At 39.9% G+C, this 22449-nt stretch carries 18 protein-coding genes; 8 read left to right on the top strand and 10 right to left on the bottom strand.

Going from position 1 to position 22449, the window contains the following annotated elements; translation table 11 throughout:
• Positions 1 to 8: 8 nt before the first annotated feature.
• Positions 9 to 836: a prolipoprotein diacylglyceryl transferase gene (lgt, locus tag ABVJ71_RS13560; RefSeq protein WP_353854486.1), complete on the bottom strand. Its 828-nt coding sequence runs from the start codon at positions 834 to 836 to the stop codon at positions 9 to 11.
• Between the two features lie 11 nt (positions 837 to 847).
• Positions 848 to 1780: an HPr(Ser) kinase/phosphatase gene (gene hprK, locus ABVJ71_RS13555; protein ID WP_353854485.1), complete on the bottom strand. Its 933-nt coding sequence runs from the start codon at positions 1778 to 1780 to the stop codon at positions 848 to 850.
• A 179-nt stretch (positions 1781 to 1959) separates the two neighbouring features.
• On the opposite strand from hprK, the gene nagA reads away from it, so the two are divergent.
• The 3 genes from nagA to ABVJ71_RS13540 are packed head-to-tail and all read left to right on the top strand — an operon-like array spanning position 1960 to position 4619.
• Positions 1960 to 3150 (top strand): N-acetylglucosamine-6-phosphate deacetylase, encoded by a 1191-nt coding sequence (gene nagA / locus ABVJ71_RS13550; protein ID WP_353854484.1) that lies wholly within the window; start codon positions 1960 to 1962, stop codon positions 3148 to 3150.
• Positions 3150 to 3875 (top strand): glucosamine-6-phosphate deaminase, encoded by a 726-nt coding sequence (gene nagB, locus ABVJ71_RS13545; RefSeq protein WP_353854483.1) that lies wholly within the window; start codon positions 3150 to 3152, stop codon positions 3873 to 3875. Before nagA ends, nagB begins: the two co-directional genes overlap by 1 nt.
• 18 nt (positions 3876 to 3893) lie before the next feature.
• Positions 3894 to 4619: a GntR family transcriptional regulator gene (locus ABVJ71_RS13540; RefSeq protein ID WP_353854482.1), complete on the top strand. Its 726-nt coding sequence runs from the start codon at positions 3894 to 3896 to the stop codon at positions 4617 to 4619.
• A gap of 31 nt (positions 4620 to 4650) precedes the next feature.
• Here the strand turns inward: ABVJ71_RS13540 and ABVJ71_RS13535 are convergent, their stop codons facing one another.
• The 5 genes from ABVJ71_RS13535 to ABVJ71_RS13515 all read right to left on the bottom strand — a co-directional run bounded on the left by ABVJ71_RS13535 (position 4651) and on the right by ABVJ71_RS13515 (position 10614).
• Complete coding sequence (locus tag ABVJ71_RS13535) at positions 4651 to 8505, bottom strand: metallophosphoesterase (protein WP_353856673.1); 3855 nt, start codon at positions 8503 to 8505, stop codon at positions 4651 to 4653.
• A 96-nt stretch (positions 8506 to 8601) separates the two neighbouring features.
• Complete coding sequence (locus ABVJ71_RS13530) at positions 8602 to 8988, bottom strand: phage holin family protein (protein WP_353854481.1); 387 nt, start codon at positions 8986 to 8988, stop codon at positions 8602 to 8604.
• A complete protein-coding gene (locus tag ABVJ71_RS13525) occupies positions 8981 to 9184 on the bottom strand; it encodes a PspC domain-containing protein (RefSeq protein WP_353854480.1) in 204 nt (67 codons plus the stop codon). Before ABVJ71_RS13525 ends, ABVJ71_RS13530 begins: the two co-directional genes overlap by 8 nt.
• A gap of 6 nt (positions 9185 to 9190) precedes the next feature.
• On the bottom strand, positions 9191 to 10267 hold the full coding sequence (locus ABVJ71_RS13520) for a DUF4097 domain-containing protein (RefSeq protein ID WP_353854479.1): 1077 nt from the start codon (positions 10265 to 10267) through the stop codon (positions 9191 to 9193).
• A gap of 11 nt (positions 10268 to 10278) precedes the next feature.
• Entirely contained in the window at positions 10279 to 10614 is a 336-nt protein-coding gene (locus ABVJ71_RS13515) for a hypothetical protein (RefSeq protein ID WP_353854478.1), read from the bottom strand.
• Between the two features lie 197 nt (positions 10615 to 10811).
• Between ABVJ71_RS13515 and ABVJ71_RS13510 the strand changes: the two genes are divergently transcribed.
• Positions 10812 to 11042, top strand: coding sequence for a hypothetical protein (locus tag ABVJ71_RS13510; protein WP_353854477.1), 231 nt, complete (start codon positions 10812 to 10814; stop codon positions 11040 to 11042).
• Between the two features lie 154 nt (positions 11043 to 11196).
• Here the strand turns inward: ABVJ71_RS13510 and uvrA are convergent, their stop codons facing one another.
• The 3 genes from uvrA to ABVJ71_RS13495 form a co-directional block, all read right to left on the bottom strand.
• Entirely contained in the window at positions 11197 to 14067 is a 2871-nt protein-coding gene (gene uvrA, locus ABVJ71_RS13505; protein WP_353854476.1) for an excinuclease ABC subunit UvrA, read from the bottom strand.
• A 7-nt stretch (positions 14068 to 14074) separates the two neighbouring features.
• Positions 14075 to 16060 (bottom strand): excinuclease ABC subunit UvrB, encoded by a 1986-nt coding sequence (gene uvrB / locus ABVJ71_RS13500; RefSeq protein WP_353854475.1) that lies wholly within the window; start codon positions 16058 to 16060, stop codon positions 14075 to 14077.
• Positions 16061 to 16351: 291 nt separating this feature from the next.
• Positions 16352 to 16600, bottom strand: a complete 249-nt coding sequence (locus ABVJ71_RS13495) for a CsbA family protein (protein WP_353854474.1) — start codon at positions 16598 to 16600, stop codon at positions 16352 to 16354.
• 388 nt (positions 16601 to 16988) lie between these two features.
• Between ABVJ71_RS13495 and ABVJ71_RS13490 the strand changes: the two genes are divergently transcribed.
• The 4 genes from ABVJ71_RS13490 (at position 16989) to ABVJ71_RS13475 (ending at position 22438) form a co-directional block, all read left to right on the top strand.
• Positions 16989 to 17972: a YncE family protein gene (locus tag ABVJ71_RS13490; RefSeq protein ID WP_353854473.1), complete on the top strand. Its 984-nt coding sequence runs from the start codon at positions 16989 to 16991 to the stop codon at positions 17970 to 17972.
• Complete coding sequence (locus ABVJ71_RS13485) at positions 17969 to 18655, top strand: response regulator transcription factor (RefSeq protein WP_353854472.1); 687 nt, start codon at positions 17969 to 17971, stop codon at positions 18653 to 18655. Before ABVJ71_RS13490 ends, ABVJ71_RS13485 begins: the two co-directional genes overlap by 4 nt.
• Complete coding sequence (locus ABVJ71_RS13480; RefSeq protein WP_353854471.1) at positions 18652 to 20055, top strand: ATP-binding protein; 1404 nt, start codon at positions 18652 to 18654, stop codon at positions 20053 to 20055. The genes ABVJ71_RS13485 and ABVJ71_RS13480 overlap by 4 nt, the downstream gene beginning before the upstream one ends.
• A gap of 256 nt (positions 20056 to 20311) precedes the next feature.
• Positions 20312 to 22438, top strand: coding sequence for a glycosyltransferase family 39 protein (locus ABVJ71_RS13475; protein ID WP_353854470.1), 2127 nt, complete (start codon positions 20312 to 20314; stop codon positions 22436 to 22438).
• The last annotated feature ends 11 nt before the right edge of the window (positions 22439 to 22449 follow it).

Here is a 22449-nt window from a genome sequence, read left to right as displayed (position 1 = left end):
TACCCCTCCTATTCATTCGACGAGTTATTCTCTTTATACGGAATAGATGCGTAACCTCTTATTCTTCTATACACAATTAGCAAAATGGCCATTGCAAATATTGCAATTGAAATCACTTGTGCAATACGTAAATGCTCTGTCAGCATTAAACTGTCTGTTCTCATTCCTTCAATGAAGAAACGGCCGATAGAATACCAAATTAAATAAGACAAGAAGATTTCGCCTCTGCGTAGAGAAGTTCTGCGTAATAAAATTAAGATCACAACGCCGGCAATATTCCATAATGATTCATATAAAAATGTCGGGTGGTAATATGTTCCATCAATATACATTTGATTAATAATAAACTCAGGTAGATGCAAATTTTCTAAAAAAGCTCTTGAAACAGCCTCACCATGTGCTTCCTGATTAATAAAGTTCCCCCAACGCCCGATGGCTTGTCCTAGCAAAATACTAGGTGCAGCAACATCAGCGATTTTCCAAAAGGACACTTTTCTCAACCTTGTAAACACAATGGCCGTAAGCACTGCCCCTATGAGCCCTCCATGTATCGCAATCCCGCCATTCCAAATCTTAATGATTTCATTTGGGTGCTGCTGATAATAATCCCATTCAAATGAAACATAATAAATACGTGCACAAATAATCGCAATTGGAATCGCAAATAAGATCAAATCTATAAACGTATCTTTATTGATCCCTCTTTTTTCACATTCTCTTAGTGCGAGCCATAACCCAAGCAAGGCTCCAACACCTATGATCACACCATACCAATGAACCGAAATAGGTCCAAGCTGAAGAGCTATCGGGTCAATGGGTTTAATTGCATCATTCATATAGACAACTCCTATTCATCCTGACTATTATCTTCAATAACATCGGCAAGTTTACTTGTAAATTGCTCCGCTGCATTATGCCCCATTCGTTTTAATCGGAAATTCATCGCAGCCACCTCAATGATGACCGCTAAGTTTCGTCCTGGACGAACGGGAATCGTCAGCTTTGGCACATCTGTATCAATGATTCTCATTTTTTCTTCTTCAAGCCCTAAACGATCATATTGCTTGCCTTGTTCCCAAAGCTCAAGATTCATGACAATCGTAATTCTCTTATAGCTTCTGACCGCGCCTGCTCCAAACAAGGTCATGACATTAATAATACCTAACCCGCGGATTTCAAGAAGGTGCTCGATTAGCTCAGGTGCACTTCCAACTAATGTATCCTGATCTTCTTGACGGATTTCCACACAATCATCCGCAACAAGCCGATGCCCTCTCTTCACTAATTCAAGGGCTGTTTCACTTTTTCCTACTCCGCTTTTCCCAATTAACAATACACCTACACCGTATACATCCACGAGCACACCATGGATAGCTGTCGTTGGTGCTAGCTTACTTTCTAAGAAGTTCGTTAAGCGACTAGAGAGCCTTGTTGTTTTCAAACTTGAGCGTAAAACAGGCACTCCATTTTTATTTGATGCTTCAATCAATTCCTTTGGCACTTCACGATCTCGTGACAAAATAATAGCAGGTGTAATATCTGTACAAAGAGACATCATTCTCTGCTTTCTTTCGCGCTCAGGAAGCTGTTCAAAAAAGGAAAGCTCTGTTTTCCCTAAAAGCTGAACTCTTTCTTTTGGGTAATATGTAAAATATCCAGCCATTTCAATACCTGGTCTGGAAAGATCACTAATTGTAATAGGACGATTAATCCCTTCTTCCCCACTTACCAGTTCAAGATGAAATTGCTCCATTATGTCCTTTGTACGAACTTTCGGCACGTTTCTTCCTCCTTTTATCACAGGCGTTTCAGAAATACAGCTCTATTTTATCACTTTCAATGATGAACCCAAAACAGTATTTTATCCTGATCCTGTCTCATCCTATCCAACTGGTATAGACAACTATACTTAAAAAAGGTAAACTAAAGTCAAAAGACAGCGAATAAGGAGGCATCAATATGAGCAACTCTTTATTGCTCTCCAATATTCATATTGTGACAGAGACACGTATCATTCAAAATGGTTTTGTCGGTTTACGCGATGGCAAGATTGACTATATTTCTACATCGCCTCCGACAGAAAATTATGAAAAAGTATATATTTCCCGGGAAAACTTTTATTTACTTCCCGGAATGATTGATATCCATATTCATGGCGGATATGGTGCAGATATGATGGATGCGACACCAGAAGCCATGAATGTGCTCGCTGACAACTTACCATCAGAAGGAACGACAAGTTTTTTAGCAACAACCATTACCCAAAACCATCATGAGATTGAACATGCACTTAAAAATGTCGCTCACTGGAAAGAACAAAATGAAAGAAAAGCCGGAAGTCAGGCACAATGCCTAGGTATTCACCTTGAAGGTCCATTTATCTCTAAGCAAAAAGCTGGGGCACAGCCTGCTCAATGGATTATACCGCCTGATCTCCCGCTTTTTGAGAAATGGCTCGATGCATCTAAGCAGCTCATTCAAATCGTTACGTTTGCACCTGAGGAAGATCCTGATTTTGCTTTTCTTTCATTGCTTCAAGAAAAAGAATTGATTCCTTCTATTGGACATACGAATGCACATAGTGACATGATTGAATTAGCTGCAAACAATGGTGCACGTCACATTACTCACCTTTATAATGCGATGAGTTCTTTTCAGCATCGTGAGCCGCATGTTGTAGGTGCTGCTCTAACGAACGAAGACTTGCATACAGAACTGATTACAGATGGCATTCATTCTCATCCACTCTCCATTAAGCTTGCATACCTTGCAAAAGGCAGTGATCGTTTGATCATGATCACAGATTCGATGCGGGCAAAAGGACTAGGTATTGGAACATACGAATTTGGCGGTCAAACTGTCACAGTTAGCGGCGAGAAAGCACTGCTGCCAGATGGTACACTCGCAGGATCTATATTAATGATGAAAGACGGCGTAAAACGGATGAGACACATCACAAAATGTGAGTGGACAGATATCGCCAAGATGACCTCAACAAATGCAGCGAAACAGCTTGGACTCGATCATCTCCTTGGATCAATCGAGACAGGGAAATTCGCTGACTTAGTGATTTGGGATGAATCTGGAGAACTGATTTTAACCATCTGCCGTGGACAAATAGTCTGGGAAAAAAGGGAGGACAATCACTAATGAACATCATTGAATTTGCGGATAAAGACCAATTGGGAAGAGAAGCCGCTGCCATGATTGCTCGTACAATCGAAGCTAAACCACATGCAGTGCTCGGTCTTGCAACTGGCGGTACACCTGTCGATACTTACAGGGAGTTGATTCGGCTTCATCAATCCAAACAATTGTCTCTCAAACAAACAAAAACAGTGAATTTAGATGAGTATGTGGGACTTGATTCAGATCACGAAAATAGTTATATGACGTACATGAAACGTCATTTATTTGATCATATTGATATCCCGAAGGATCAGTATTACTTGCCAAATGGTAACGCATCAAATTTAGATTTAGAGTGTTTGCGATATGAACAACTCATTCAAGATTTAGGCGGCATCGATCTTCAGCTTCTTGGTATCGGACAAAATGGACATATCGGCTTTAACGAACCTGGTACACCATTTACCTCAAGAACCCATGTTGTCCAGTTAGATGAGAACACACGCCAAACAAATGCAAGATATTTTTCTTCTATTGATGAAGTGCCAACATATGCGATTACGATGGGTATTGAGAGCATCCTTTCAAGCAAGAAAATTCTCCTTCTCGCATCAGGAAAATCAAAAGCGAAAGTGATACAATATTTAGAAAAAGCTGAGATACACCCAGACTTCCCTGCATCCGCCCTGAAACTTCATCAAGATGTAACAGTTTTCATTGATAGAGAAGCTGGTTCACTACGCTAAACACGAGAGGGTTTTCACATGTTTATTGATAAGCAATCACCTATCCCTATGTACCATCAAATTATGGAAAACTTGAAAAAACAGATTGAAAATGGAACATTAGCACCTGATACACTCATTCCTTCTGAAAGAGAATACGCCGAACGTTTTGGGATTAGTCGAATGACCGTCAGACAAGCCTTATCAAACCTTGTGAACGAAGGATATTTGTATCGTCAAAAAGGAAAAGGCACCTTCGTTAGCCGAAAAAAGTTTGAACAGCCGCTTCAAGGCTTAACAAGTTTTACAGAAGACATGAGACAACGCGGGCTAAAAGCTTCCAGCCAACTGCTCGATTTCAACAAAATCACATGCCCAGAGCACTTGTTATCAGTACTTCAACTGTCAGACAGTGATTTCGTATATGCATTCAAACGAATACGCCTTGCAAATGATGAACCGATGGCCATTGAAACGAGCTATATACCAGAAAAATTCGCAGGCTCTTTAACGAAGGAACATTTAACAGGTTCTTTATATGAATATATGGAAAACAACACAGGCCTTGCGATTGCGCATGCGAAGCAGGAACTAGAAGCCAATGTTGCAACAAAAGCAGAAGCATACCTGCTTTCAATTTCTACTGGTGCTCCTGTGTTATCTATTGCAAGAACGACTTATTTTCAAAACGACCTTCCATTCGAGTATGTTCTTTCCGTTTATAGAGGGGATCGTTACAAGCTCATTCATACAATGGAAAGATAAACTGTGCTCCTAAGTTGGAGCACAGTGATGTTTATTTATGAAGAAATTTTGTTTGATCGTTATCTTTTGTATGGATTTTCCATATTGGTGAAACAGCTTTCCCTTGGAAACGGTCTTTTGCGACTGTGTACCAATAATAGTCTTGATTTGGTTTTAACCCTTCCCACTCAAAGCTGGCCTTTTTGCCGCTTTTCACACCTCTTACTTCTCCAAGAAGTACGTTTGTATACACATTCAGCTCAAAATAGTTGGTCTTAACTGACTTCATTTTTGGCGTCAAATCCACATCAATTGAAAACTCATCTTGGTCTCCAAACGTTTTGGGATCATAGAAATGCTCTTGATTCATGTATGGTGAGTATGTTGTAAAATGAAGCTGATTTTTCTCTTGATCTGCCGTGATCAATCGCATAAACCCCTGACCGCCTTCAGGGCCTGATTGATAATCGGCGAGAATTTGATACACTTTCCGATCGACTTTTCCATCATGGTCATCATCTAGTTCATCTACCTTTCTGCTTGCACCGTGGTAGTGACCGCTAAATACTGCTACGATATTAGGATGACGCTTCACTACTTGGTGGAAGATGAGATCGCCAATCGGGCTTCGATTTCCACTTACTAACAAATATTCGTGGAAGTTTAAGATGACGATACGGTCTGGATGCTCAGAAATTACCCGATTTAACCAATCGATTTCTGCTTGCCTGATTCCCCAGCCCATATACACCATCATATAATCATTGCCGCCGGCGGAGATGAGGTCATAGTGCCCTCGATTATTTTGGTACGATTCTCCGTAGTAAGGTTTTTCTGCAAATCGGTTCGCACCGAAGTAGTGGCCATACTCCGTATAAAAACCATCCTTGTGCCTCACATCATGATTCCCTGCCAATACACCATAAGGTATGTGATGCTCATCTAAAACACGCATAAATGTATCAGCACGCTTCCATTGTTTGTCCTTCGAATCATCCACTATATCGCCTGTATGGAACACATATTGGATATTTAACTTCTCTCTCTGATCTCTAATCCACTCAACCATTTTTTTGAAGATATGAGGATAACTTTTTGCATAATATTGTGTATCAGACATCCATACCATTTTGTAAGGCTTCTGTTTCTTGCTGATCTCATCTTGCACAATCAAATCAAATGTTTGATTTTTCATATACTGTCTGAACGACAGCCATCCTTTTAGATAAAACTCTTTTTGATCCTTCGCAAAGTGATGGGTAATTTTGTCCCACTTTTCCTGCTGATGATTCCAAGCATACATTGTCACCTTTCTGCCTGACAAAGAACTTCCTTTCCAAACAGCCTCTACTGCATCTTTTTCACCTACATGATGATTTACCTTGATTTGAAAATGATGATAGGGAAAACGATGTAAGTCCTTTGTTTCAACAGCCTTACCATCAGGAAATGCAATGCGTTTTCTTTCATTGTCAGAAAAGATCATTTCTCCTTTTTGAACGTAACCTTTTGGCGGTTCTGTCTCTGCAGCATATTTAAATATATTCATCGTGGGACTTAGTGATGTGTGTTGATAGGCACGATAAAATGAATAATCCAGCTTGTCATTTGTGGGATCTTTCGTCAAAACGGTTTGCTTGGATGATCCTTCTTTTGTCATATCTGCTATTCGCTCTGGCGTTTCAGGGTGTTCATGGACAGTGGTGAATTCTCTTTTCAATGTAGTCATGTTCCCTGCCGCATCTTTTGCTTTCACCAAAAACGTATGTTGTCCAGGTGTTAATTCACTAGAAGACGTCTGATAAGGCAAAGAAATTGGTTCACGATCTAAGAATGCACGAACTTCCTCTATGTCACTCCATCGATCAGACACCTTTGCTTTTAACGTAAAAGCTCCTTTATATTGGTCATTTGCATGTATGTTTGTCTTTATTTTTGGTCCTGTATTATCCACTTTAACACGAACTGATGCATGTTCATCTTCTGTTTTGGCATGAATGAGATGCGGACCTTCTTTCAGCTTTCTAGTATCCCACTGGATATATGTTGATACATATGCTTGTTTGGGGATCTGGAATTGAAAGGATCTCACTTTTTTTGCTCCATCACTATCTCCCATCTTCCATTCTTTTTGCTGTTCTCTATCAATTGGATGGATTTGTTTCCCATTCGATAAAATCAATCTGACATTCTTCAGTTCAAAATCATCATGATTCTCTCCTGATAAACGATCAAACGGAGAAGATTTTGTTCCGGCGTGGAATGATATTGTTTGTAAACCTGACGTTTTCAGCTCTGCTTCTGGTATGGGCATTGTATAGGTTCGATACACTTTGGTCGAATCATCAAAAATCGAAAGTAAGTGCTTACCTATCGAGACACCGTTTTTAAAATATAAATTTGTCCCTTTGACATCAAAGGCGATATATGGATCAGCCTCAAGTGCAGAAAACGTATGTCGATTCTTCTTTCCATCTATCGTAAATTGGATCGGTTTTTTTAGATCTGACGTTGCCTTTAATGCGAATACACCAGATACCGTATCGCCTTGTTCTACGTTGAATCGAAGGCCGTGTGCTTTACTAATTTGCTCCACATCAATTAATTTTTTCATGGTGACTGTCTGATTCTCACCATCTGACGCTTCAAGTAGATATTCTAACTGGTCTTTACCAATCAATTCAGGTGAATAGATAATGTGATGAAACAGCCGATCATTATGATCTTTTTGAAGAAGAACCTCTTTAAAATGATCCTTGCGATTGGTGCGATAGCGCAATTTGACCGTTTTGACTAACTGATTATCCTGTACATCCGCTTTAATCTCAATACCTTCCGTCGGTTTAATCGGTTTTCGATTGGTCATATCTTCAATAACAGGTTTATGGATATCTTGTGATATTTCTTTTTTCTCAGTAGGAATTTGCGCTTTTAACACTTTTCCAGGAGTTGGTTCTTCTTCGATTTTTGAAATTAGTTTCATTTGTGATGTTCCGTCCATTGGATACTTGAACAGAAGGGATTTATGCTCACTAAACAATGATGGTTTCAAGCGAAATGTCGCAGATGACATCTCTTCACCAATATTCGATGTAATTGAGACAAGGCGAGCTTTGGAGTTGGACAGCCCCCTGCTCTCGACGACCGATAGATGCTTGCCCTCTCTTAAATTGCTTTTGTACATTTTATTAAAATCTGCCACAGTCAAGTGCTCCTGACCTTTTCTTTTTAACCAAAATACATAAGGTTTCCCAGGCGAAATCGTCACCGGATTTGAATGAAAAGAATAAATTTCATCCATCTCGGTGTCCTGTGCAGGGTTGCGATAGCGTAGCTGATAATGTTGAAAAGAAATAGGTGAATGCGTTGTGTTGTAAACCTCTATAAATTCAAACGCATCTTTGCCTTGACGATTCTTTGAATTCACCACAATCTCCGTGATTAGTAAGTCTGGAATTTGTGAGAGATCCTCTTCATAGCCATCCAATTGGACAGATTGTTCTGCCGTTCTGATCACAGATTTTTGTGTTAGAAATTCAGTGTAGTAATGTACTTTTGAATTCCATAATTGATCTGGAGGAATTGTCGCAGTAAATTCTGGCTTCATCCCTGGCAAACGTTCCATTGGGATGAATCGGTATCCCAGTTCATCGCTTTGTTTGTAGTATAAATTTGCTGACAATACTTGTTCTGACTGACTCATCTTTGCCCGAAACTGCAGATCACGGCCTTTTTCTTGAATGGGACGCACGTCCACATGAAACTGGTCAAAGATAAAAGGGGAAAAAGGCTTGTCTGTCATGTTCACTTGTTTTTGAACGAATGACCCTGCTACAGCAGGCTGACTGAAACAAAAAAGAATGATAAAAAAACATAAAAGCCACATATGTCTGCTGACGTTCACCATCATGCACCGCCTCCCTTCGGCATATTGTGTCTCCGAAAAGAGGTTTTTATGTCACGACGATTGGAGAAAACAAGACCAATTTACGCAAAAAAACCGTTAGCTTTTTTTCGCTAACGGCTCAATGATTCCTTTTTGTATTAACAGATGAAAAATTGATAAGATGACAGCCATCCAAATAGCCGTCCCAAAGCCATCAATGTTAAAACTATCTCCCATAAAACTAGATGTCATCATCAGTGTTATGGCATTAATGACAAATAAGAAGAGGCCTAGCGAGATGACCGTGACCGGCAACGTTAAAATGATCAAAAAAGGTTTTACTAAGATGTTGAGCAGAGACAAAATGATACTCGCAACAATTGCTGCACCAAACCCTTCAACATACACACTCCCTAGCCCTGGGAGGATGCCGGAATCAAAATACCCAGCAATGACAATCAAAAGTAATGCATTCACTAAAATATTGACAATCCATCTAAGCATTGATGTGGGCGCCTTCTTCCGGAACAACTAAATACCAAATAAAATAGATGAGAAAGATTGGCATAAATGCTGTCATACATCCGATTATAACTGTTAAAATTCTAAGCAGTGATGCATCAACACTTAAGTATTCTCCAAGTCCACCAACAACACCGGCTATTTTCTTATCAGTTGCTGAACGATAAAGCTTCTTCATGTAGAATCACTCCTTGTTTGATTGATGCTTTACTTGTATTGAACCTGTCTTTGTTTCTGCAAAAATAGATATACTGTGCATTTCATTTTGATTGGCTTTGATCATTTTTTCTTTTTGTAATGTTTCGTTTTTCTCTTTTATCATGACTGCATCAAGCAGATCGTGAGAAATTGACCCAAGGTTGCTTTTCAGTTCAGCAGTCACTGCACATGTCGGCGGAATATTTACATCTACACTGCCTGTTGTTGTTTTCGCATAGATAGAGCGGCACTTCTCATCTAATAGCTGAACCACAATGTTCCCGTTAAAGCTTTGGGCATCAATCGTTTCGCTCTTCCCACGTAGGTCTATGAGCCCATTGATCGTTTCTACTTCAATCATACCACACTCGTGATCAGCCAGTTTGATTTGTCCATTTGCTGTTTCAATTCCGACTTTGTCTGCCTGTAGAGAGGCAAAAGAGACAACGCCATTCGTCGTTTTCGCAGCAAGTTCTTTTGTCATGAGCTTTTCCCCACGAATCGGTCCGTTAAACAACTTCACCTTGATCTTATCGTATTGAATACGCGGTACATATAATGTCACATTGACTTTCATTGTCTTTTTTTCTGTCCGAATAAAAAATTTGTCACCTTCGAGTCCACAATCCAGTTGATTGAGAAATTGCTGTCTTGCCTGCTCTCCGTCCTCAGTTCGGTAGATTTTCGCATGGCATTCTGCTCGAATATCACTATCATCCCAAGGCATCACATTTAGGCTACCGTTAGCCAGTTGAATATCTAAGTGCGACATTGAAGCATCTTTGAACTGAAAAATATGTTCAACATCTAATGACTGTCCAAAGTTTAAATCGAGATCCACATCTTTAACCTTTTTTACCGCAGAATCTAACCAGTTAAACAGCTTTGCCCCCAGATTTTCCGTACCGTTTCTTTTATTTTCTGGTCCAGTCTTTTCTTCATGAAAAGTTTGATCCGTTGTTGATGACTGGCTCTCCTCTAATTTTTCTAAAAGGATAATGGCCTCTTTTGCTGATAAAGTTCCGTCTTCTACCAGTTTTAAAATTCGTTCTTTTTCATTCATACAAAGCCCTCCTATGATTGTATTGATTGAAGCACTTTAATGCCTTGAATGATATTCCAAATGACTGAAATCAAAAAGCTAATGGCTATCACAATTGACAAGATGAACACCGTCATCACTGGGATAAGAGAATCATTCGCTTGCGTTACAAGTAAAAATGGAATTGCCCCAAAAATGAGGATACAGCAAGCTGCCACTGGAAGCAGATGAGACCAAAATGCCCGTTTCGCATGCCGTTTTGTTTCCTGTTGATCTACAACGAAATATGCCACAATCGGTACGATAAACGGCATAAAAAAAACGCTGAAATAACAAATAGATGCAATGATCGACTGATCTCTATTCATATATATTCGCTCCTTCATGATGAAAATCCCTTTCTAACTCATACGTTTATTGCGTGTAAAAAGTTTCAAAATCATTCGATTTACATATGACCTTAGACACAAATTATTTCTTTTTCCCCCGAAGTATAGATTCTTCATAGATTACCCTTTAAAATATGTTGAAAAGATGATGATTATCAATATAGGGGGTAATTATTTTGACAGATCATCACAACTCCAACAGTGCGGCACAAACGCTATTAGACCTCATACAGAAACAGAAAAATCTGAACAGCGATATGATGAAGGAACTTGAGGCGATTCATCCGTCTCATCCTCAATATGGTGATATCCGTTATTTAAAAGTGCTGCTCGACAGCAGTAGTACCCATATTTTAAAGGATTTAACTCATTTAAGTCATTTAATGCCCAAAGAAGATGCACAATAAAAGGAAAACCCCCTCACCAAGAGGGGTTTTCAATAACTTCTGAATTCATTTTCTATCCTGTCTAACACATATTCATGGTATGCGTTCAGATGTTCCTTGATGAGGCAATCATTCCTTATTCCAAGCACCATCTCATTCTAGGCTCAAACTATTTTCACGTGACACTTTCCGTTTCTTTGACTAATTGCTTCATTCGTTCCCGATCACGTTCCAAAATCGGTTTTAAATATTGACCTGTGTAAGAAGCTGCTTCTTGGGCGATTTGTTCAGGTGTGCCAGAGGCGATGATCGTTCCACCTCCTGCACCGCCTTCTGGTCCTAAATCAACCAAATAATCAGCGGCTTTGATAATATCAAGGTTGTGCTCAATTACAAGAACAGTATCCCCGTTTTCCACTAAGCGCTGCAGTACTTTTAATAATCGAGCAATGTCGTCAACATGAAGGCCTGTCGTTGGCTCGTCTAAAATGTAAAGAGATCGTCCGTTTGAACGGCGATGAAGTTCAGAAGCCAATTTCACCCGCTGTGCCTCTCCGCCAGACAGTGTCGTCGCAGGCTGTCCAAGTGTAATATACCCTAGACCAACATCATATATCGTTTGAAGTTTGCGCTTAATTTTCGGGATATTTTCAAAAAAATGAAGCGCATCCTCTACTGTCATTTCAAGAACATCTGCAATGTTTTTCCCTTTGTATGTGACCTCAAGTGTCTCACGATTATAACGTTTCCCGTGACACACTTCACAAGGCACATACACATCAGGTAAAAAGTGCATTTCAATTTTAATGATTCCGTCTCCACGACAAGCCTCACAGCGTCCACCTTTAACATTAAAACTAAATCTGCCTTTTTTGTAGCCTCGTACTTTGGCTTCATTTGTTTGCGCAAACACATCTCTCACATCATCAAATACACCTGTATACGTGGCCGGATTGGATCGTGGTGTACGGCCAATCGGAGATTGATCAATATCAATGACCTTATCTAAATGTTCCATTCCTTTGATTTCTTTATGCTGGCCCGGTTTCGCTTTCGCTCTATGCAATTTTTGTGCAAGTGATTTCAATAGAATCTCATTCACAAGCGTACTTTTTCCTGAGCCAGACACACCTGTAACAGCTGTAAAGATACCTAGAGGAAACTTGGCATTTATATTTTTCAGGTTATTTTCTTTTGCGCCTTTTATTTCAATAAAGCGGCCATCCGGTTTTCTTCTTTCAATCGGAAGTGGGATAAACTTTTCTCCAGATAAATACTGACCCGTCAAAGATTTTGGATCATTCATGACTTCTTCTGGCGTTCCAGCAGAAATCACTTCTCCTCCATGAACTCCTGCCCCTGGTCCAATATCGATTAAATAATCTGCCGCAAGCATCGTATCTTCATCATGCTCCACGACAATAAGCGTGTTCCCAATGTCGCGCATGTTCTTCAATGTACCAATTAAGCGATCATTGTCTCGTTGATGTAAACCAATAGATGGTTCATCCAATATATAAAGAACGCCGGTCAGTCTCGACCCGATTTGAGTGGCCAGACGGATTCGCTGCGCCTCCCCGCCTGATAACGTTCCAGCAGATCGGCTTAATGTCAGATAATCTAATCCGACATTATTTAAAAAAGACAAGCGTTCTTTGATTTCGCGCAAAATGAGCTGTGCAATCTGCATATCTTTCTCAGATAACTCGATTTTTTCATAGAAATCAAGCGCATCAGCTACAGACAAATCTGTGATTTCACCAATGTGCTTGCCATTAATCAATACAGCAAGCGTCTCTTTTTTGAGACGATACCCTTTACACGTCGGACATGGCTGATTGGCCATGTATTTTTCCATTTGCTCACGGATATAATCAGAGCTTGTTTCCTTGTAGCGTCGTTCAATATTACGAAGAACACCTTCAAACTCAATTTCATTCTCACGTACCTGACCAAAGTCATTTTCATATTTAAAATAAATCCGCTCAGAACCGCTTCCATATAAAATTTTATCAAATAAATGCGACGGGATATCTTTCACTGGAATGTCCATATCAATCCCATAGTGTGTACATACTGACTCAAGAAGCTGCGGATAATATTGTGAGCTCTGCGGCTCCCATGGCGCAATGGCATGCTGACGTAAAGTCAATTCTTTATTTGGAATGACAAGCTCAGGGTCTACTTCAAGTTTAGAACCTAACCCATCACAGCTTGGACATGCACCGAAAGGACTGTTAAACGAGAACATTCTCGGCTCAAGCTCTCCAATAGAGAACCCGCAATGCGGACAAGCATGATGTTCACTGAATAAAAGCTCCTCTTGCCCAATCACATCAATCATGACTCGACCTTCTCCTAGACGGAGCGCCGATTCAAGTGAATCAGACAATCTGGCAGCAATACCTTCTTTCACCACAATACGGTCAATCACGACTTCAATGGAATGTTTTTTATTTTTTTCAAGTTCGATATCTTCTGAAAGGTCTTCCATCTGTCCATCGATTCTCACACGAACATAGCCCTGCTTCCGAATCTGATCGAGTACTTTGACATGCGACCCTTTACGCCCAGAAACAACAGGCGCAAGCACTTGTAGCTTTGTTCTTTCTGGATATTCTAAAATCCGATCTGTCATTTGTTCTATCGTTTGCGATGTAATTTCAATTCCATGTATCGGGCAGACAGGTTTTCCAATTCTTGCATACAAAAGACGCAAGTAATCATAGATTTCCGTCACGGTTCCGACAGTTGATCTAGGGTTCCGGCTTGTCGTTTTCTGGTCAATACTTATCGCCGGAGAAAGACCTTCAATGGCATCTACATCTGGTTTGTCCATTTGACCGAGAAACTGGCGCGCATATGCTGAAAGAGATTCAACGTACCGGCGCTGACCTTCCGCATAAATGGTATCAAAGGCGAGCGACGATTTCCCTGAACCAGACAAACCCGTAATGACAACCAGCTGGTCACGCGGGATATTGACATCAATATTTTTAAGGTTGTGCGCTCTTGCACCTTTCACCTCTATTCGTTCCATAGCCATCAGGCAATCATCCTTCCGCTTTTAGCTCTAACAATAAATCTCTTAATTCTGCTGCTTTTTCAAAATCAAGCGCTTTTGCTGCATCTTTCATTTCCATTTCGACTTTTTCGATCACTTTTTCTCGTTCTTTTTTGCTCATTTTCGAGAGCTTTGGTGCTGCTTTTGTTTCATATTCTTCCGATTCTTCATGAACAATCGTTGCCTTAATGACATCTCTAATCTTCTTATGAATGGTTTGTGGTGTAATCCCACACTTTTCATTATACGCTTCCTGCTGCTCTCGTCTTCGTTTCGTTTCTTGAATTGCAATCTCCATGGATTTCGTTATATTGTCAGCATACATAATGACTCGGCCTTCTGAATTTCTCGCTGCACGTCCGATCGTTTGGATCAGTGATCTTTCAGAACGCAAAAAGCCTTCCTTATCTGCATCTAAAATTGCCACAAGCGAAACCTCAGGAATATCTAATCCTTCACGCAGAAGATTAATACCGATCAGTACATCAAATTTGCCAAGACGCAAATCGCGAATAATCTCAATTCGTTCAAGTGTCTTAATTTCTGAATGCAAATAATTGACCTTAATCCCAATTTCCTTTAAGTAATCTGTCAGATCTTCAGACATTTTCTTCGTCAAGGTGGTCACAAGCACTCGCTCATTTTTCTCAACCCTTGCATGAATTTCGCCAATTAAATCATCAATTTGTCCTTCAATTGGACGAACTTCAATCATCGGATCAAGCAAACCAGTTGGGCGAATAATTTGCTCCACGACTTCTGGTGTCTTCTCAAGCTCATATGGTCCCGGCGTTGCAGATACATACACAATATGGTTAATGTGCTTTTCAAATTCATCAAAGGTTAATGGTCTATTATCAAGTGCTGACGGCAGACGGAATCCGTGATCAACCAACACTTGTTTTCTAGCCTGGTCTCCATTGTACATCGCCCGAATTTGCGGTATTGTTACGTGTGACTCATCGACTACAATCATAAAGTCATCTGGGAAATAATCAAGCAATGTATATGGAGTTGACCCAGGAGGACGTAATGTCAGATGTCTTGAATAATTTTCGATTCCAGAACAAAATCCCATCTCTCTCATCATCTCAAGATCGTATCTTGTCCGCTGTTCAAGGCGCTGCGCTTCAAGCAATTTGCCGTTTTCTCGAAGCTTTTCAAGCTGCTCCTCTAGCTCTTTTTCAATATTGATAATGGCTTTTTCCATTTTTTCTTCTCTTGTGACGAAGTGAGATGCTGGAAAAATAGCGACATGTTCACGATCCCCTAGTATTTCACCAGTCAGTGCATCCACTTCACGAATACGTTCGATTTCATCACCGAAAAACTCCACTCTAATACAATGTTCATCTCGTGAAGCAGGAAAAATTTCAACAACATCGCCTCGTACCCGGAAGGTTCCACGCTGAAAATCTATATCATTACGAGAATACTGAATATCAACAAGTTTGCGCAGCAACTGATTACGTTCAATTTCCATTTCTGTACGCAATGACAACACAAGCTCCCGATACTCTTCTGGCGAACCTAAACCGTAAATACAGGACACACTGGCAATAATGATGACATCCTTCCGCTCAAATAACGAGGATGTTGCGGAGTGTCTAAGCTTATCAATCTCATCATTTATGCTTGCATCCTTTTCAATAAATGTATCTGTCTGAGGCACATAAGCCTCAGGCTGGTAGTAGTCATAGTAACTAACAAAATATTCAACAGCATTATTCGGAAAGAAATCCTTGAATTCACTGTACAACTGGCCGGCAAGTGTCTTATTATGAGCAATGACAAGTGTCGGCTTGTTCACTTCTTGTATGAGATTTGATACAGTAAATGTCTTTCCCGTACCTGTAGCACCTAACAGCGTTTGATGCTGTTTCCCCTGCCGAATTCCTTCCACAAGCTGTTCAATCGCTTTCGGCTGATCTCCTTGGGGCTGATAGTTAGAAACTAATTCAAAGCGGTCACTCACATCAAAGCCTCCATTCGTTACGAAATCTATCTAATGAATATATTATCATAAAAGAACACAAAAATACGAACTAAAGTTCGTGTCCGAGTTGATTTTTATTTCCAATGAAATATTCCCCTTTTCTACCAATATAAATAGCCCTCGAAAGGAACCTTCCTTCCAGTATGGAACAAGATGGGCGAGATATTCCAACAGCAGACAGGAAGCGAAAAAAATAAAGCCGTACTTACTTAATAGTAAGCACAGCTTCCTTTTTAAAAAGAGCACATTCCTCATACTTCGGCATCCATATCACAAATGATTTTTTTCAGCCTTCTCTTTCTTTTCAATTTCTTTTTTAGCCATAAACAATGCGCCAGCCACTAAAGAAATAATATCTAACCCTACGATAAAGTAGGTCTCTGTATAACCTTTCATATACGAGGCAAATAAAAGCGCTGCTGTTAAAGCAATGCCAACATAGTGATTATAAGTAGCCTTTGAAAATAAAATAACGAGCAGGAAAGGAAAAACAAGAGCAAATATGGCTTTTGTAATCACAAAAACCCTCCCTCTACTATGGTCTACTTCTTTGATTATAGTAAAGATTGACATAATGAACAATTCATCGTTTGCGATTTCACGTTTTTTGAAGACTTTTGATGCATGAATAGGCACCTCCGTTCTACATTCATCTAGGGAGGAGGAAGCTTTGTTCATTTCCACCACTGTATGCTAAGAAGCTCACTCCGAGCAGATCTTGAACATGATTTTTTGAAGATAAAAAAATGCACTATCAGTATCCAATTATTGAATTTTAACTACAAATTCACTCCATTTCTTCATCCAAAAGCTTCTTTTAATATCTTCCAGCATTGATAACTTCGATTTTTTTTCACAATTTTTGTGGTATGCTTTTTGAAAATAGAGAACGCAAAGGAGGAGAAGAATGAAACGTGTGAAATATTACTTGATCTGCTTGTTAGCTCTGCTGATTTTCATAACAGGCTGTGGAAAAGACCAGCAATTCACACCACCTAGCAGCTCTCAATCGATCGCTGTTGTCTCACAATTGAAAAAAGCATCCTTTTCAATTGTCGATTTGCAAAAGAGTAAGATTGTCTCTTCCGTTCATTTAAAACACCCACTGACTGACTTCATTCAAATCAACAATGATCTGATAATTGCAACAAGTAAAGAAGATCAATCTCTCATTGAAATCAACTTAAAAAAGGGAACAGCAACGGATTATATGAATATGAAAGAAGGGCTGACTTCACTTACATACGATTCTACATCGCACACCTTGTTTGTAGCAGATTCGGAGAAAAACGTAATTTATTTTATTAACACTCAACTTAAAAAAGTCAAAGCAACGGTGAAAACTGGGAAACTTCCCTCCTCTATGACGCTTTCTCCTTCAGGAACTCTGTTTGTTCTAAATGCTGAAAGTCACACCGTTTCAGTCATAGATACAGAAAAAGAAAAAAATATTCGAACATTCTCTGTGCTGGAACGACCTTCTGGTATTCATTTCGATGGTCATTCAATTTGGGTAGGGGGACACGGCAAACCCGGTAGCTTAAATAAAAGCATCTTCGCTTATGACCCAAAGACAGGTAAACAACAGCGTGAAATCAAACTAGGTGTCATGCCAGCTGCATTTTTTTCAGAGAAGGGTTCTTCCATTTTATATGTATTATGCCACGGAGACCATACGCTCTACAAAGTCGATACTGAAGCGAATAAACAACTTGCTTCTGTTGAAACTGGACAAAATCCAAATTATATAACGGCCGGTGCATCATCAATATACGTGAGTAATTTAGATGATAACTCAATATCAGTTATCGACAAAAACACATTTATGATGAAAAACCGACTGCATATCCCTTCAGGACCCTATGCAATCAAGTTGGAGGAAAAGAAATGAAAGAACAAATGCATATTTTAATAGTAGATGATGAGTTAGATATGCTTGAATTAATTGGCTCCTTTTTGCAGAAACAGGGCTTTCACATCACAAAAGAAAGTAATGGCATTGACGCATTAAATCAACTTGAAAATGAACCCGTTGATCTTGTTGTATTGGATATTATGATGCCTAATATGGATGGATTTGAAGTCTGTCAACACATTCGAAAATCATCTCAAATCCCCATTTTGTTCTTAACCGCAAGAAGTAGTGAAGAGGATCGAATTAAAGGGCTCGAAATAGGAGCGGATGATTATATTATGAAGCCTTTCAGCCTACGTGAGCTCTCTGCAAGGATTGAAACGACTTTAAGAAGAATTAGAGGACTATCCCTAAAACGAAGCCGAATGCAGATAGGTGAAATTGAAATAGATCAAGATGGAAGACAAGTATACCTTCATCAAAAGCCTATTAATTTAACAAGAAGAGAATATGATTTACTCATGTTTCTTCTGCTCAATCAAGGACAAGTTTTTTCCCGCGAACAGCTCTATCAGAAATTGTGGGAATCTCACTCTTCCAATGGCTCTTTGAGAACAGTGGATACACATATTAAAACATTGAGACTGAAATTAAAGGGCGCTGAACGATATGTGAAGACGGTTTGGGGCGTTGGCTATAAGTTTGAGGAGGACAAATGAAGCCATTATCTATTAAAAAGAAAGTGCTTTTATTCATTCTTGCCGTTATCGGTATTGTTGCAGCCTCAGCTCTGGCACTTACCTATTACTTATATCAACAATTATATATAGATAAACAGATTGAATCCTTAAGTCTACAAGGAAAAAAGCTGGCAGAGGTCTATCACACACACGGCAAAGATTCATACTTTGCCGATAGAATCAAATGGGCCAATGAATCAAGTCAACCAAATATTATTTTTACAGATGACCCAATGGAGCTTTCAAGCGGTATCCCTTTTGACACCAACACAAATGATAATCTCATCACTTTCAAGGAGCGTCAAAAATTGCTCCAAGGAAAAACTGTCGTGTTAATCAGAGAACACCCTCAGTTTCATCAAGATATTCTCGGTATTGCCATCCCTGTTTTTAAAAACAAGAATGATTTGTCCGGTGTGATTTTTCTTTCCATGCCATTGTCTGATGTTTATGAACCCTTTGTACAAATTAGGCTGACACTTGGACTATCTATTTTAAGTATCTTGCTACTTATTTTCTTTATTGGATATAAGAGCTCCAATCAAGTTGTGAGAACAATTAATAAAATGAAAGAAATTGCAATAGAAATGGAATCAGGTGATTTTTCAAAACGAATGGCTGTCACCAAAAAAGGTGATGAGTTAAATCAACTAAGTCGTTCCTTTAATAAGCTGTCCTCTACTCTTGAAAAGGTTGAGCAGCAACGTAGGGAGTTTCTTGCTAATGTATCTCACGAACTCAGAACTCCTTTAAGTTATATGAAAGGATACGCCGAAGGAATTGAAGAGGGTGTCATTGATCAAAAGAAAGGAATGCAAATGATCCAAGATGAGGCTACACGTTTAAGTCGACTCGTTCACGACCTTTTAGATCTTGCACAGTTAGAGAGGGATTCTTATCCTCTTACGACTGAACCTATTGTCTTTGCACAGCTTATCCATGATGTTCTTGATCAAGTGGAATTCATCGCTAGTCAGAAAGGCATTACCCTCAAACGAACGCTTCAAGAGGATTGTATTATTTATGGTGATAGCGATCGACTTCAACAAGTGGTTCGAAATTTGCTGGACAATGCCATTCATTATACTCCTTCGGGGAAATCGATTTCAATTGAATTAAATGTTCAACAAAACGCTGCCGAATTACGAGTGACAGATGAAGGCAACGGAATACCAGAAGAAGATCTTCCGCACGTATCAGAGCGATTTTATCGTGTGAATAAGGCCAGAACGAGAAAAGACGGTGGTTCTGGTCTTGGACTAGCTATTGTCTATCAAATTATTAAAAAACATCATGGCACTTTTGATATTCAATCTGAGCCAGGAGCAGGCACAATAGCTACCATTCGATTGCCAATGCAGCATTCAATGAAAATTTGATAATCCAGTGAGAAGAGCTTCCACAATGGCAGCCTCATTTTATATCTTTTAAAATAGAAGTCAATATCAGCTAACAAACTGTTCGCTTCTTCATATTGAACCTGTCATCCCTCCATTTCCTCCTAACAGCTCTTTTTCAACAAGAGCTGTTTTTTTATTTTCTTGAAAAATAAAGAATTGGCCTTTTTTTATTAACAATTTATTCATATTTGCTTGTTACACTTTTTTCAAGTTAAGAAAAAGGAGTGACGTGCTTTTGATCAAACGTCTTCAAAAATTTGATATTTATTTATTTTTCATACTGATCTTATCTGCCATCTTAAACATTTATCATATTTGGAAAGATGATACGGTAAATGCGTATTATACAGCGACCGTTACAAGTATGATGCAAAGTTGGCATAATTTCTTCTTTGCCTCCTTCGATCCAGCAGGGTATGTCACGGTGGATAAACCACCGCTTGCCTTCTGGCTACAAACGATCAGTGCCAAAATATTTGGTCTACATGGCTGGAGTGTTATCTTACCTCAGGCTTTAGCCGGCATTGGGTCAGTTTATCTGATCTATCGTCTTGTTAAACCGACTTTCGGTCAGGTAGCGGCAAGATTGGCTGCATTGATCATGGCTTGTACTCCAATAGCGGTTGCTGTATCTCGTACAAACAACATTGACAGCTTGCTTGTCTTTATTCTTTTACTGGCAACAGGGATGATGTTTAAGGCGGTAAAACAGCAAAAAGTTCTTTGGGCGATCGCCTCGTTTGCAATGATTGGCGTCGGCTTTAATACAAAAATGTTACAAGCCTATATGATCGTGCCCGCATTAGTACTTTTTTACATCATTGCTTATCGAACAACATGGAAGAAAAAATTGCTTTCACTGATGATTTCAATGATTGTCCTTTTAGGTGTATCCGCAACATGGTCCATAGCGGTTGATCTCACCTCGAAAGATAAACGCCCTTACATGGGGTCAAGTCAAACCAACTCTGCTTTAGAACTAGCTTTTGGTTATAACGGACTTCAGCGGCTGACTGGTCAGCAGTCTATGGGCGGCGGCTCGAGTGAGGGTAAAGGTCAACCGCCTTCACAGCAAGGTGCTCAGAAAAATGAAAACAATTCATCAGCAGTACCTCAACCACCAACTGATGCTAATCAAAACAATACAGACAACTCAAATCAGTCTTCAAGCCAAGATCGACCATCTATGCAAGGACCTCCAAGCAATTCATACGACGCGACACCACCTGAGATGCCTGGTGGAAACGGTGATGGTCCTCCAAGTGGCGTAGGTGGAAAAATGGGGAATGGCTCTGGCATGTTTGGCACAGGGACAAAAGGCCCGTTACGTTTGTTCCAATCCGAGCTGTCCGATCAAATCAGCTGGCTGCTACCATTTGCACTCTTTGGCACCGTTGGCATCTTCCTTTCAACTGTCTTTGAAAGAAGACGTCTTAATACAAAGCAAAAGGAAACGTTATTCTGGGTCGCTTGGCTCGTACCAGCTGCTGTATTCTTCAGTGTGGCAGGATTTTTCCATCATTATTATTTAATCATGCTTGCACCACCAATTGCTGTATTAGCCGGAGCAGGCTGGGTAGCCATGACTAGGCTGTTTCAAACAGAAACTGGCATAAAAAAATGGCTATTTCCGGTTGCAATTTTGGGAACGACAGCATTTGAAATATATATCTTATCCACCTTTACAAACACAATCGGATATGGACTTAGCATTGCAGTCGGTATACTCGGGATAGGCACAGTCCTTGCACTGCTCTTTACAAAAGGAAAAGAAAAGCTGAAACAATTGATTTCGCTCGTCGCTATCCTTGGCATGCTGATCACCCCGCTGTATTGGGCAAGCACACCGCTTCTCTATGGAGGGAACAGCGTGCTACCAGAGGCCGGTCCTCAGCTTGCGTCTTCAAGTAGAAGCATGAGCTCACAGGTGAATGAAAAGCTGATCAGCTATCTTGAGAAAAATAACACTGGTGAAGAATTCTTGTTTGGCACAACAGATGCAACCACTGCCTCTCCCTACATCATTAAAACAGGGAAAGCCGTCATGGCACTCGGTGGATTTAGTGGATCTGACAACATTCTAACGCTTAGTGAGTTTAAAGAGTTGGTCAAGGAAGGAAAGATCAAATACTTCTATATCTCCGGCATGAGAGGTGGAAGTTCAGACATTCTGACTTGGATTCAGAAAAATGGCAAAAAAGTGGCTACTTCTAAATGGCAGAACACACCTTCATCCACAACGAATCAACAAACGAGCCGTTCAAACAACCAGCAGTCTGATCAAAATAGTCAGTCAAACGGTGGAATGGGTCGAATGGGTGGAATGGGAAGCGGCACACTTTACGAACTGTCTGTTGACTAATAAAGAAGGAG

The organism is Bacillus sp. Bos-x628 (assembly GCF_040500475.1).
GTDB lineage: Bacteria > Bacillota > Bacilli > Bacillales > Bacillaceae > Bacillus > Bacillus maqinnsis.
This window is presented reverse-complemented; position numbering and strand designations above follow the sequence as displayed.

Coding starts and splice junctions, on each gene's coding strand:
- lgt (WP_353854486.1), bottom strand. CDS start 836: ATGAATGATGCAATTAAACCCATTGACCCGATAGCTCTTCAGCTTGGA.
- nagA (WP_353854484.1), top strand. CDS start 1,960: ATGAGCAACTCTTTATTGCTCTCCAATATTCATATTGTGACAGAGACA.
- nagB (WP_353854483.1), top strand. CDS start 3,150: ATGAACATCATTGAATTTGCGGATAAAGACCAATTGGGAAGAGAAGCC.
- ABVJ71_RS13540 (WP_353854482.1), top strand. CDS start 3,894: ATGTTTATTGATAAGCAATCACCTATCCCTATGTACCATCAAATTATG.
- ABVJ71_RS13535 (WP_353856673.1), bottom strand. CDS start 8,505: ATGGTGAACGTCAGCAGACATATGTGGCTTTTATGTTTTTTTATCATT.
- ABVJ71_RS13530 (WP_353854481.1), bottom strand. CDS start 8,988: ATGCTTAGATGGATTGTCAATATTTTAGTGAATGCATTACTTTTGATT.
- ABVJ71_RS13525 (WP_353854480.1), bottom strand. CDS start 9,184: ATGAAGAAGCTTTATCGTTCAGCAACTGATAAGAAAATAGCCGGTGTT.
- ABVJ71_RS13520 (WP_353854479.1), bottom strand. CDS start 10,267: ATGAATGAAAAAGAACGAATTTTAAAACTGGTAGAAGACGGAACTTTA.
- ABVJ71_RS13515 (WP_353854478.1), bottom strand. CDS start 10,614: ATGAATAGAGATCAGTCGATCATTGCATCTATTTGTTATTTCAGCGTT.
- uvrA (WP_353854476.1), bottom strand. CDS start 14,067: ATGGCTATGGAACGAATAGAGGTGAAAGGTGCAAGAGCGCACAACCTT.
- ABVJ71_RS13490 (WP_353854473.1), top strand. CDS start 16,989: ATGAAACGTGTGAAATATTACTTGATCTGCTTGTTAGCTCTGCTGATT.
- ABVJ71_RS13485 (WP_353854472.1), top strand. CDS start 17,969: ATGAAAGAACAAATGCATATTTTAATAGTAGATGATGAGTTAGATATG.
- ABVJ71_RS13480 (WP_353854471.1), top strand. CDS start 18,652: ATGAAGCCATTATCTATTAAAAAGAAAGTGCTTTTATTCATTCTTGCC.